Genomic DNA, 13,393 nt, shown 5'->3' with positions numbered 1-13,393 from the left:
TGTCCATTATGGACTACCTCCTGTGATTTTACTTTGGTTGGCGAACCGTAAGTAATTCTATCACGGGAGGTTTTCTACTGTAAGCTAAAGCAGCTGTTGTCCCCCTGCATAGCAGGGGGTTTATTAAAAGATGCTACACAAAGCAAAAGAAGGTCTTCACGTAGAAGACCTTCTTTTAATGTAGGGTGCGTTTGGAGTCGCACGTTTTGTGGATTTCTATTTTTAAATCGCGTGGAGGGGTTTTGCGACTTAAAGCATGTTTATTAAACAATAGATACACTATAGTTTTTAAACCTTAAATATAGTTTAAATATATTTATAAATTTTATCGATCATCCGCCAAAGGAAAAACCTGATCCGCTTCCCTGTGAACCCTGCTGATTTCCAGGCATCTGCTGAGACCCTGATCCCTGCTCAGGCATTGTCTGCTCGGACTCAGAACTCTGTCCGGACTCTGATCCTGACTGTCCTGGCAATCCATATTCATAGGTCTGGCTTTCTTCGCTTTCACTGGATGAAGAGCTTGTAAGCTCAGATGCATTATCAAGTGTTACTTCAAGATCAACATACTGATACTGTCCGTCTACTCTTCTAAGAACAGTTACTGTAACTTTATCACCTTCTGCATAGTAAGACATGATGCTTGTAAGATCTGATGCAGAGGTAATGTCATTACCGTCAAATGATGTTATAAGATCACCAACTTCTATACCTGCCTTTTCTGCAGCACTTCCTTCACTTACAGCAGCAACATAGGCACCATCTATTCCTGTAGGGGTCATTACTGATACACCCAGAGCACCTTTTTCTGTTTCAGCTACAGTGATCTTGGTCTCTTCATTCATAAGGTCATTGATAAGATCTATTACATCAGAAATTGGAATAGCAAATCCCATACCTTCAACTGTTGTAGCACCGATCTTACTTGATGTAACACCGATAACTTCTCCGTTTGAGTTAAGAAGGGCTCCTCCTGAATTACCTGGATTTATAGCTGCATCAGTCTGGATGAATGTATTGGTCTCTCCGTCTTCTGTCTCTATCTCTCTATCAAGTGCACTTATTACACCTGTTGTAACTGACTGTCCATATCCGAGTGCATTACCTATTGCTATAGCACTTTCACCAACAGTAAGTGCATCAGAATCTCCAAGTGTTGCAATGCTTATAGAGCTAAGCGTATCTTCAGAAAGATCCTCAAGTTCTACTGCAATTACTGCTATATCAACAGATGACTCTGTTCCCTTAAGGTATGCTGTAGCTGTGCTTCCATCTACAAATGATACTTCCATGGAATTAGCACCTTCTACTACGTGATTATTAGTAACTATAATAAGCTCTGTATCACTCTTGGCTATAATGATTCCGGATCCTGCGCCTTCAGATTCTTCCTGATAGGACTGTCCGAAGAAATCTGTTGTTGTAGTTGTTGCTGTAACATTTATAGATACAATTGATGGCATTGCAGCTGCAACTACGCTAGTAACATCTGTTGTCACTACCTGAGTATTACTTGTTGTTGTAACCTTGATCTGTGAATCAGAAGAATCACTGTCTGTCTGTGTTGATGCTATGCTGTATGAAGCAGTAGAGGTATCATTAAGTGAAAGTGATGTAAAGTTCTGTGCTCCATATATTCCAGCTCCTGTGCAAACTCCAAAAACTGCTGCAAGTGCAATTGCTCCGACAACCTTACCTGCCTTTTTACCTTTTGCCTTTGTTTTCTTCTTTGCTTTCTTATCTGTTGTATTTGCTTTTCTTATTTCAGACTCGTTAGCATGTACATTTTCTGTAAAAATATTGTCTGAGCTCTTTACAGGTTCATTATTGTTACCTGCATTAAACTCATTCAAATTCTCATTCTCGTTCATATCTCTACCTCTTTCTGAGCCCCTTCGGCCCTTTTAAACTTCATTTAATTATTTGATTTTCAAAAAAGGTTTTATCTGCTTTGTTTTTATGATTTTAGTTTAGAATTCAATTGTGATGAAATTGTGTTTTAATTATGCTCAAATTGTGTTTACTTTCTAATAAAAAAATAAATACTATTTTCTTTTTGGTTAATAATTATGAGGGAAAAGAGGTCAGAGTTAAATTTCAGTTTCTGAATCATCGCATATGATATAGTCACAAATAAATAGACGTTCTATCGATAGATGATAAAGTTTATGTCACGTAAAAAAGTGCTAAACCACTTTTCATCTGTGATTTAGCACTGTATTTGCAGTTATTATTTAGAAGTACATACGCATCAATAGCATCTATGCTATTATTTACGTACCCATCTCTGGAATGTATAGCAGTTATCGAAGTAGTACTGCTCATCGCTTTCATCTGCAAGCTCCCACTCAGGATCTTTTTCCAGATTAGGGAAGTATGCATCTGCGGTAAACTCTCTGTCAACCTTAGTCACAATGCAGGTATCTACATAAGGAAGGAGCTGATCATAAACACTTGATCCTCCAATTACATATACATCATTGGTATCATATTCCGATGCTATCTTAAGTACATCTTCAACACTTCTTGCCATAATTGCAGTTCCTGTTGAAGTACTTTTTACCGTATAATCAGGATTTGCAGAGAGAATAATATTAACTCTTTGATCAAGCGGCAGGCTGTTAGGGAAGGTTGAAAGGGTTTTTCTTCCAAGTATTACGACTTTATTTTTAGTCTCATTACGGAACATTTTGTGATCAGCCGGGATGCTGATAAGAAGGTTCCCGCCATATCCTATTGCCCAGTTATTGTCTACTGCTACGATTGCTTTCATATAAATGTTGTCCCCTTTTCTATATTATAGGCCAATTGAGAACACCTTCTGTGCCTGGCCAATTTACCTACAGATTCAATTTTTTACGCTCAAGAAATCATTAGTTTTTACTAAGTCCTCTTGAGGCATTTCTATTCTGAAAATACTCTTTAAATTTATCTATATCCAGAGGCTTTGAATAATAATAGCCTTGTATAGAATGACAGCCAAGCTTTTTAAGCGCCTCAACCTGATCTTCAGACTCTATGCCTTCTGCTACAACAAAAATTCCTATTGTTGTGAACATGCGCATAAGAGCACTGACCATCTGGAAGCTCTTCTCATTATCAGGAAATCCATGGGTGAAGATTCCTCTGTCAATCTTGACTGTATCAAACTGGAGTCTCTGAATTGCAACAAGGTTTGAATATGAGCTTCCAAAATCATCCATGGATACTGTAGCCCCAAGATCATGTATTCTGTCAATGATCTCGGAAATATCGCTCTCGTTATTGTATGCCATAGACTCTGTAATTTCAAACTCTATCCATTGGATAGGAGGATTGATCTCTCTTATGATCTGCTCATATCTTTCGAAATTGTCAGTATTAAGGATGCTGTACTTGGATATGTTAACAGATATCCTGAATGGTTCATTGCCATCATCTATCCATTTCTTTATAAACAGGCATGTCTCTCTAAACATAAACAGATCGACTCTTGCTATCATCCTGTTTCTTTCAAAAACAGGTATAAAGTAAACAGGTCTTAATATAGTTCCATCATTTCTGCGCCATCTTATAAGAGATTCTGCTCCTGTAACCTTGCCTGTCTGCGGATCTACCTTGGGCTGTAAGAACAGTTCCATTTCCTTGTTTACAAGGGCTTTTTCAAGCTTGTTCTCCATAGTCTTTTCGACACGCATTTTGTCCTTACACATCTCTGTATATATCCAGCAATCAGATGCAATATCATAGGAAGCCGCTGAATTGCGATAAGCAATTCTGGCAAGATCCAGTATTGCCTTAAAGTTATCATCACCTGTATTTATCGGGCATGCAGAAAATTCTGTTCTAAGGGATAAAGACTTAAACTTTTCTCTTACAACTTTATCAAGTCCTTCGCGAAGCTGTGAGCACTTACGTCTTACATCCTGAGCATTCATATCACTTTTTATAAGCATAGCAAAGCTCGACTGGCCAAGTGCAGCCTGGTATTCGCCATCCAAAAGTGCCAGCTGGTTCTGTTCATACACATCCTTTAGAAGTATGTTTCCATTTTCCCAGCCTATGACCTCATTTACTGCCTTGAAGCTTACAAGATTCATATACAATATCCAGTATTTATCCAGCTCTTCTTCATTTATTTCTGAGAACTTCTCACTTAGATAAGCAACTGAATTGCCGCCTGTTACCGCATCCACATAAGCAAGTTTCTTAAGTTTTCTAAGGTTCATCTCTCCTCTTATCTCGCGGAATGATTTGAGAAGAACGATCAAAGAAATCGTCAACAAAAATACGCTGTATCCAATTCTTGAATATCTGGTATTACCTGCTTCATATATAAAACGATAACGCACAACGCTGCGTATAGCTACTCCTACAAAGAAAATTGTTCCAAGATTAGAAGCAAAAAAATACTTATCTTCTGTTATAAGAAATTCTCTTATCTGAAGTACCAAAAGGAAAAGAAGTATAACAAACAGATAGGCTAAAATAATCCTGAATCCGGATGAGATATGCACTATCCCAAACGCATATAAAGCTACAACCAAGGCCATAATAGCAATATAGATACATAGAAGTACCTGTATCAGCTTTTTGCCCCTATTCAGATATTCCATAAAAAACATTAAAAGATAAATAGGAAGTATCAAAAGGAGAAAGAAGGCAACAGCATATCTTGCAGAAACTGAACTGCTGACAAACTGAGGCAGATTAGAATCAACCAAAAACCAGATTCCTGAAAGTATCGAAATAACCGACATATAAGCAGCCGGATTCTTCATTGATTCTATATTATATTTGAACAAAAATCCGGTTGAAATAGCCAGAATGATCCCGACTATAATGAACATCAGTCCAGTCAGGAAAGCGCTCATATTCTTAATAAATATCTCATTATTAAGATCATTATGCTGACCAAATAGAGCGTATGAAAAATAAAAACGTATATTTTTGGATGTGGGATTTTTAATTTCCAGAGTGAGCATTTTGCCTTGGGCAAACATAGGAATATTTATAACAAACCATGAATTCCCGATTTCCTTGCCAAGTACATCGTCTGTTCCTTTTCCAAAGTCGCCAAGAAATGTACCATTGGCATATACAGCTACATATAATCTTGGGTCATATATAGCTATAGCTTCATCAGGTGATACGGCATATGGAAGTGAATGATACAAATAGACAGTTTCTCCGGGGCCAACATTTATATAATCTCCGCTTAAAGGCTTACCTTCCGGATCATCCTGCCATTTTTCTGAAAAATAATCAGTGTAAGTATAATGCAAACGAAAATCATCCACCGGATCTAAAGATGCATAGATAAAGACTCCCGCGGTTAATAGAATCAGGATTGAAGCAACAATCCTGGTCATTATATACTTCTTTTTCAGAAATTCTTTCATTTACATACGTTAAAGACCAGTTAACAATCAAAATTCACGATACATTTAATAAAGCCATGATCTTGACTCTGACTTTGTCAAATAGCTATCGGTATATCCTTGAACTGATCTCCTGCCACCTCATAGTTTTCTACTGACACATCATTTCTTGTAAAGTCATAGAAATCCTTAATCTCCGGATTTAAATGGAAAGTTGGAGCCGGTAAAGGTTTTCTTTCAATAAGTTCTTTGATATAAGGGATATGTCTGTCATAAATATGACAGTCTGCAATAACATGAAGAAGCTTACCAACCTTCATGCCACATACCTGCGCAAGCATGTGAACAAGCGAAGAATACTGGACAATATTCCAGTTATTGGCAGCAAGCATATCCTGAGAACGCTGATTAAGGACTGCGTTCAAAACAAGCCTTCCATCACTGCTATCCTGGGTTACGTTATAGGTCATGCTGTATGCACATGGCTCAAGATGCATATCTGAAAGCTCTGATACATTCCAGGTAGTAGTCATAATACGGCGTGAGAAAGGATTTATCTTAAGATCATAGATTACCTTGTTCATCTGATCCATTGTTGCAAGCTTTGATGCCCTGTCATAGACAATATCAGGCTCGCCAAGTCTTTCATATGCATCAGTTCCGGGAACAAGGCGCTCTTTTATAGGCAAAACTCCCGGGCCAGGTACATATTTATACATTACCAGATCACCCTTGTTTTCCTTTTTCCAGGTAGGAAAAGCCTTATCAAGTCCTTCTTCTGTAACGCCTTTATAGGAGTACTTTTCTGCGATCTGCCAGCCGTAAGCCTTACCGATAGAGCCGCTTTCATCAGCCCATTCATCCCAGATCGCGCCTTTTAAATTCTTTATATTGGAAGATTTCTTCTGATATATCCAGAGTACTTCGTCTGTAGCTGTCTTAATTCCTGTTTTACGAAGAGTCATAAGCGGAAATTCCTTGGACAGATCATAAGTATGCGCCTGACCAAAGATCTTGATAGTATATGCACTTGTACCATCCGGCCAATGAGGGCGGACAGCCTGACCCTCAGTAGTAGTTCCATTAGTCAGGATATCATTACACATCTCAATAAAGTATTCGTCTGCTTTAGACATATAGAATCCCCCGTAGAATTTAATACTCCACCAGATTTCGGAGTTGTACCGTTTATCATTATAATCTATAACTACATATAATTATAGGCAAAAAAATACCAAAATATGTCATTTTCAATCTAATATATCAGATAATATTTTAGTATATGAATAGCACGAACTCCTCGGCAATTAAATTGCCGGGAGCTGCGCTTAACCTTATAAATCAGTGATCATTTGTCATATTTATCGCACAAAGCATTGATCTGATCAGCAAACTTAGCCTTATCCTTATTGCTTATTCCGCTGACCTTGGCGATAACAGCAACCAGTCTTGCACCTGCTGCCTTAAGTCTTGCATATACATCAGATACATTTTCTGCCCCCTTCTTCTGTACAGGTACAGGAACGCCTTCTTTTTCAAATGTACCTGATACAAGGTCAAATACTGTTCCGCTGTAAGGGGCATAAGTATCATAACCAAATTCGTTTTTAAGATACTGGGCAAAAGAAATTGTAACTGAATCTTCTCCATGTACGATGAAAACTTTCCTTGGCCTTTTCTTAGTAAATCCATTGATCCATGCTGTAAGGCCGTCTTTGTCGGCATGGCCTGAAAGACCCTCTAGCTTAGTGATCTCAGCCTTTACATCTATTTCTTCACCAAAGAGCTTAACCCTTTGAGCACCATCAATTATTGATCTTCCAAGTGTTCCAACTGATTGATATCCTACAAAAAGTATAGTACTTTCAGGACGCCACAGATTATGCTTTAAGTGATGCTTGATACGACCTGCATCACACATGCCGGAGGCAGCAAGTATTACCTTTGGCTTATCATCAAAGTTTATTGCAACAGATTCTTCCTGCGTTATTGAAAGTCTGAGTCCGTGGAAAGATATTGGATTTATGCCTTTTTTGACATATTCCATTGCTTCCTCATCATAGCAGGCATACTGGTGATCTGCAAAAAGCTGCGTAGCACTTACTGCCATAGGGCTGTCTACAAACACTTCAAAATCATCTACAGCAGTTACCAGGTGATCATGCTTGATCTGACGAAGGAAATATAGCATCTCCTGTGTTCTTCCTATAGCAAAGGACGGAATTACTACATTGCCTCCTCTTGCAAAGGTTTTGTTCAGGACTTCTGCAAGACTCTTAACATAGTCAGGTCTTTCTGTAGTATGAAGTCTGTCACCATAGGTTGACTCCATAACAACATAGTCTGCTTCTTCTGTATATTTGGGATCTCTTATAAGAGGCTGGCGCATATTGCCTATATCTCCGGAAAAGACGATCTTGCGCTCCTGGCCTTTTTCGGATATCCAGACTTCTATGCTGGAGCTTCCAAGAAGATGACCTATATCTGTAAATCTTATCTTAATACCATCACATACATCAATCACCGTGTCATATTCACAGGGAATAAACTGATGGATAGCACCCTCTGCATCCTCCATTATGTATAAAGGCTCAGTATTCTCAAATTTGCTGTTACGTTTTGCCTTTCTCCTTCGCCACTCTGCTTCCTGCATCTGAATATGCGCGCAGTCTCTTAACATGATGTCACAAAGATCAGCTGTTGCTTCGGTTGCATATATCTTCCCTCTGAATCCATTAGCATATAAAAGAGGAATATAACCACTATGATCTACATGAGCATGTGTGAGAAATACATAGTCTACAAGGGCAGGCGCAACCGGAAGTGGTTCGTTTTCAAAAACGTCGCGTCCCTGCTCCATTCCATAATCTATGAGGATTGTCTTGCCGCATGCCTGCAAACAGTGACAGCTTCCTGTAACCTCGTGATCAGCACCTACAAATGTTAGTTTCATAAGCCAGGCCTCCTTGCGATGATGTTTTTTATACCTTTATCATATCAGAAAAATGAAATTGTCGCAGACAATCACTATTAATTTTGATTAATTTGATTTTGACTAATTTTTAAAAAAATCGTTGACAACAGTTTCTAATTGAGTTATTATCATACATGTCGCTGAGGCAAACGCCAAAGGGCAAACTTAATAAATGCGATAGTGGCGTAGTTGGTAACGCGCGACCTTGCCAAGGTCGAGACCGCGGGTTCGAGCCCCGTCTATCGCTCGCATAAAACGAAAAGCACATCCTAAAGGATGTGCTTTTTGTCAGTTCTAAGATCAAGATTCTCTCTTACCCTGTCCATCTTGATACAGCGAGAAGCATACTCACAGGGCTTGACAATAAAGTCAAAGGCTGCGACCTCGTAGCCATTAACAGCTACGTTGGCCATATTGGTAACAAAGATAAGGAGAGTGTCTGTATCAACTTTTCTAAGCTTTCTGGCAGCCTCCATCCCATCCATATGCGGCATCTGTACATCCATAAAAACAAGATCATAATTGGGCTGATAATTGGTAAGAAATGTAATAGCATTTTGGAATTCAAAGATTTCAAAATGCTCATTGTACTCTTCCCCGTACTTATCTAAAAGTGCAGTAAGATTCTCTATATCTTTGTGCTCATCTTCTACAATTGCTACTTTGATCATTTATCAGCCTTTCTGCTCCAAATAGTCTCTGATTTTAACACGTAATGATGTATGCGTCAAAAGAAACTTTTGATACCTACACCATTATATACAAAAAACATATATCAAAAATAATCATTGAATTATGCTTATAGATATTCGCTCCTGCTATCAACAATTATACGATATACCGATCTTTTATCAAAACACGTAAAAATCATCTTACTTATACACTTTTATTATTTTTAAGGCGTTAACTTTTTTTAAAAAAATCCGATAGATTCTATACAATTTGGGATTTTTCACTATCTAATAAGTTATTTTAATTACAATCCGGAGGTATTACTATGGCCAAAAAAGAAAAGTTTAAAGTTCCTGATGATGGTTTTAAGATAAGCATAAAGGATAGTATTAAAACCAAGCTTATCGGTATTATGGTAATGGTTGCCGCTATTCCTCTTATCATTTCCATAGTTATAAGCTATAACACATCTACAAATACTGCCAAAAATGATGCACTTGAACTTCTTGATGCAAATGCAAATTTTGTAACATCAGAATTTAGTTCAATTATCCAAAAAAATGTTATCTCAATGGAAACCTTCGCTACGTCCCCAAGTACTATCACATATTTAAATAATTATGGGACTGCCAGTGCAGCAATACCTGATTCAGCTATACTTACACAGATGTCTCTTATTAATGAGAACATAGGTGATGGAAATGACAGTTGTATTCTGGCGCTTCCAAGTGGCGAACAGGTGCTCAGAACTGACGATCAGGAGCTTGTAAATATATCTGACAGAGACTATTTTATAAAATGTACAACTAATAAAGAGCTTGCTGTTTCAGATATCATAGTAAGTAAGACAACAGGAAACCGTATAACTATCATAATCGTGCCTGTCCTTGATGATCAGACCGGCGAACTCATAGGTACTATTCAAAGAAGCTATGATCTTAACAACATGCATGAGTTCCTTTCAGAAAATATTGATGATGGCTATATCACAGATACTACAGGTATAGTAGCAGCCCATGCTACTCATGAGATCACAACTGATGATGAGCCCGAAGATCACAGCGATTCACCTTTCATGACTTCTACAGAAACAAGTGGAATGTATGAAAGTACTGCCAGCGGGTCTCTTGCGTATGTATCCTGGATGAGAGAGCCTGTAACAGGCTATACGATAGCTGTATGTGAAAAGGCAAGCCTTGTAATGGCAGATGCAAGAAAATCTGCTATGACAATCGTAGTAGTAGGTATTGTTCTTATCATAATTGCAGTTGCAATATCCGTTTATATGTCACAGAGCTTTGCTGCTCCAATTAAAGCTGTAGGTCAGTCACTTACATCACTTGCTGATGGCAAATTTGTAAAGGTCACAAAGTATACTGATAGAAAAGATGAATTTGGAGCTATTTCCAATTCGACTAACTCTGTTATCGATACTCTTGACCATATCGTATCAGAGATAAAGTCATCCTCTGTAAATCTAAAGTCATCCTCCGGAGAATTATCAGATATGGCTGACCAGATCTCCAAAACAGCAGAAGATGTTTCTAATGCAGTTATGGAAATAGCATCAGGCGCTACCCAGCAGGCAGATGAGATCCAGCAGGCATCAGACAACGTAGGTCTTATTGGAGACGCAGTTGGTAATGTACAGACATCAACAGAAGATCTGTCTGCTCTTGCAGATAAGATGAAGGAAGCTTCAGAAGTATCAAGCACCTCTCTTGCTTCACTTCAGGAGTCTTCTACTGAGATGACCTCCAAGATTGATGAAATATCTAATACAATTCAAAGAACCCAGAATGCTGTTACCTCTATCAGCGAGAAGGTTGAAGGAATTACATCTATAGCAACCCAGACCAATCTTCTGTCTCTTAATGCTTCAATAGAAGCAGCAAGAGCAGGCGAAGCAGGTAAGGGCTTTGCAGTTGTTGCTGAAGAAATCGGAAAACTTGCAGACGATTCCAAGCAAATGGCTGATGATATCAGAAAAGAAATGGATGTACTTCTTGAACAAAGTAGTGCCGCTGTTAAAGCTGCTGAAGATGTAAAGCAGGGCAATACTGATCAGCAGATTGCTCTTGGTGAAACGCTCGAAGCAGTCAACGGTATGCTGGCAGATATAAATGGAACCGTAAGCGGTGTACAGCTTATATCTGATGGAGCAAACACCTGCGAATCCTCTAAGAATTCCGTTGTCGATACAATGAGCGCTCTTTCAGCCATATCCGAAGAAAATGCAGCATCCTCCGAAGAAACAGGTGCTTCCATGCAGGAGCTCTCTGCAACAGTTACAACTCTTGCAGGCTCTGCCAACGACCTGAAAGATATCGCCGAAAAACTCAACGAAGAAATGCAGTTCTTCAAAACAGAGTCCAACTAACACAATCCCCCACGCTCACCATTAAGCGTGGGGGTATTATTTTGCCTGAATATATACACTCAGCACTCGCTCCCATACAGGCGGTAGATCAGTCATCTGCTCGCTTCTTTCGCCGAAATGAGGACGCCTGATATTTTTCCTATATGCCGCGCGCCACATGTTTGAGATCCTGTGCTTAGGGCTGAGTAGTTTAGAATTCAGGCAAAATGATACCCCGTGTCTATTTCACGACTACTTTGTTTCGGCCGGTTTCTTTGGCTTCGTAAAGGGCTTCGTCGATGCGCTTGTAGACTGAGTCCATTGTGTCATTTTTGTTTATCATTGTAAGACCTATGCTGACTGTGATGTGGCCGACTTCTTTAAACTCTATTTTTTCTACGCCTGTTCTTATCCTTTCGCAGAATTCTTTGGCTTCTTCTAATGATATGTCAGGTTTGATGCCTACGAATTCTTCACCTCCCCAGCGACCTATTATATCAGCCTGGGTGAAGAGATATTTAACTTTGGCAACACCATCTTTAAGGACCATATCGCCGGCATCATGACCATAGGTATCATTTACACGTTTGAAATAATCTATATCAACCATCATGACAGCAATACTTCTGTACCTTGATCTGTTTTCCAGGAACTGGTTCATATAGTGATTTAATGCTCTTCTGTTATAAACCTGTGTCAGCTCATCAAGGCTTGCAACTTTAAAGAGCTTTTCATTGGCCAGTCTTAAGTCTTCAGTCGTGGATTCAAGAAAGTTAACAAGGCGAACTGATAATGGCACAAATCCGTCTTCAGATTCTTCCTCTTTACCATTTGTATATTTACTATCAAATGAGTATTTAGGAATGTCACTTTTGGAAGGAAGATTTCCTTCTCTCATTCCAACCACAACGCAGGAAGCATTCAAAAATCCCCTGAGTCCGTCAGCGTGAAGTATCTCACCATAGCCGCTCGCCCACGTAGCTGCAGGAAGTACACTTGTATAAAAATCAAACTCAAGCTCGGCCATTTCATCACCCATCAACATTCTCCTACTCATACAGACATAGATAAGAACAGCTTCAGGTGCAAATTCCGAAAGCTTTACCGCATTTCTTCCAGACTCTTCAAGCAGAAAATCGGTTGTTGAATAGCTTAAAGAGACAGAGCTTCCCTGTGGTATCTGGGTAGCAAAAGCAAGCGCTCCATCATCTCTGTATTCAAGCGCTACTCTTGCAAGAGGCATTCCATTTTCTTTTATATAAAAGGGGAAAGAACTGGTATTTTCAAAAAAATATTCATTCATACCAATTCCAAGATGATCCTTGTATACAGAAAATGCGGGTTTATTATCTATTTCATAGACAATGCCCTTATTATCAGACTTTGTTACTATAAGCTCTTTACCAAGGGATTTAAAACCAAGATTATAATAATGTTCTATATGCAGATCACTGCCACTAAAGGCAACCGTAAGTACTGCCCTGTTATATATCTTTTTGCCAACAAAGATTTTGGATTTATCGTCGCCCATTTTCTGAGTTCCGGCAAGCGCACCAAAAACAACAATATCCTTGTTATAATTATCTATCCTGTCAATAAATGTTTCAGGGCAAAGGTCAAAAGCAGAAGACATCATAAGTACGCCTTTTAAATCTTCTATCTTTTTAAGGCGCCTTACATACTCTTCACCTGCTTCATAAGTTGTAACCCCCTTAGAGCAGTCAAATACATCTATTTGAAAATCTGCTTTGTCCAAAAATATAACACAGCAGACTACAACTTCTATAGAATGAGTTTCACGGCTGAGTGCTCCATGACATGTCATTCCGAATATCTCAAGGTCAGGAAGCTTATCATTTAGTAAATTAAGATCATTTTGAATAACTGTTTCATCATTTCCTGGTTCTATGATCTGTAACAGTCCCTTCTGACCATTTTTATATTCAGGCGCACTGTGAATATTACTTATCATCTGCGCCATATTAAGCTTATCATTTAATATATATCTGTACTGCTTCATAGTCTGCC

General features: G+C 38.8%; 8 protein-coding genes and 1 tRNA gene. 2 read left to right on the top strand and 7 right to left on the bottom strand.

What is annotated here, in order from left to right; translation table 11 throughout:
- Positions 1 to 332: 332 nt before the first annotated feature.
- The 5 genes from K6G87_RS18915 to K6G87_RS18895 form a co-directional block, all read right to left on the bottom strand.
- Entirely contained in the window at positions 333 to 1,871 is a 1,539-nt protein-coding gene (locus K6G87_RS18915; RefSeq protein WP_296840788.1) for a S1C family serine protease, read from the bottom strand.
- A 398-nt stretch (positions 1,872 to 2,269) separates the two neighbouring features.
- Positions 2,270 to 2,773, bottom strand: coding sequence for a dihydrofolate reductase (locus K6G87_RS18910; RefSeq protein WP_296840785.1), 504 nt, complete (start codon positions 2,771 to 2,773; stop codon positions 2,270 to 2,272).
- 100 nt (positions 2,774 to 2,873) lie between these two features.
- The gene (locus K6G87_RS18905) at positions 2,874 to 5,351 is read right to left on the bottom strand and encodes an EAL domain-containing protein (protein ID WP_296840783.1); all 2,478 of its coding nucleotides are present in this window, start codon (positions 5,349 to 5,351) and stop codon (positions 2,874 to 2,876) included.
- Positions 5,352 to 5,458: 107 nt separating this feature from the next.
- On the bottom strand, positions 5,459 to 6,496 hold the full coding sequence (thyA, locus tag K6G87_RS18900) for a thymidylate synthase (RefSeq protein ID WP_296840781.1): 1,038 nt from the start codon (positions 6,494 to 6,496) through the stop codon (positions 5,459 to 5,461).
- A 212-nt stretch (positions 6,497 to 6,708) separates the two neighbouring features.
- Positions 6,709 to 8,313: an MBL fold metallo-hydrolase RNA specificity domain-containing protein gene (locus K6G87_RS18895; RefSeq protein WP_296840780.1), complete on the bottom strand. Its 1,605-nt coding sequence runs from the start codon at positions 8,311 to 8,313 to the stop codon at positions 6,709 to 6,711.
- A 195-nt stretch (positions 8,314 to 8,508) separates the two neighbouring features.
- Here K6G87_RS18895 and K6G87_RS18890 point away from each other — a divergent pair.
- Positions 8,509 to 8,581: transfer RNA gene (locus tag K6G87_RS18890), tRNA-Gly, on the top strand.
- Positions 8,582 to 8,603: 22 nt separating this feature from the next.
- Here the strand turns inward: K6G87_RS18890 and K6G87_RS18885 are convergent.
- A complete protein-coding gene (locus K6G87_RS18885; protein WP_296840778.1) occupies positions 8,604 to 9,005 on the bottom strand; it encodes a LytR/AlgR family response regulator transcription factor in 402 nt (133 codons plus the stop codon).
- A gap of 326 nt (positions 9,006 to 9,331) precedes the next feature.
- On the opposite strand from K6G87_RS18885, the gene K6G87_RS18880 reads away from it, so the two are divergent.
- Complete coding sequence (locus tag K6G87_RS18880) at positions 9,332 to 11,386, top strand: methyl-accepting chemotaxis protein (protein WP_296840776.1); 2,055 nt, start codon at positions 9,332 to 9,334, stop codon at positions 11,384 to 11,386.
- Between the two features lie 220 nt (positions 11,387 to 11,606).
- Here the strand turns inward: K6G87_RS18880 and K6G87_RS18875 are convergent.
- The coding region (locus K6G87_RS18875) for a sensor domain-containing diguanylate cyclase (RefSeq protein ID WP_296840773.1) at positions 11,607 to 13,393 on the bottom strand (1,787 nt) is incomplete at its 5' end.

It is taken from the genome of Butyrivibrio sp. (assembly GCF_024699075.1).
The sequence above is the reverse complement of the archived record's forward strand: the minus strand, read 5'-3'. Positions and strand labels throughout refer to the sequence as shown.

Excerpts from the sequence above, each read along its gene's own strand:
- K6G87_RS18915 (WP_296840788.1), bottom strand. The coding sequence starts at position 1,871 with ATGAACGAGAATGAGAATTTGAATGAGTTTAATGCAGGTAACAATAAT.
- thyA (WP_296840781.1), bottom strand. The coding sequence starts at position 6,496 with ATGTCTAAAGCAGACGAATACTTTATTGAGATGTGTAATGATATCCTG.
- K6G87_RS18910 (WP_296840785.1), bottom strand. The coding sequence starts at position 2,773 with ATGAAAGCAATCGTAGCAGTAGACAATAACTGGGCAATAGGATATGGC.
- K6G87_RS18895 (WP_296840780.1), bottom strand. The coding sequence starts at position 8,313 with ATGAAACTAACATTTGTAGGTGCTGATCACGAGGTTACAGGAAGCTGT.
- K6G87_RS18880 (WP_296840776.1), top strand. The coding sequence starts at position 9,332 with ATGGCCAAAAAAGAAAAGTTTAAAGTTCCTGATGATGGTTTTAAGATA.
- K6G87_RS18905 (WP_296840783.1), bottom strand. The coding sequence starts at position 5,351 with ATGACCAGGATTGTTGCTTCAATCCTGATTCTATTAACCGCGGGAGTC.
- K6G87_RS18885 (WP_296840778.1), bottom strand. The coding sequence starts at position 9,005 with ATGATCAAAGTAGCAATTGTAGAAGATGAGCACAAAGATATAGAGAAT.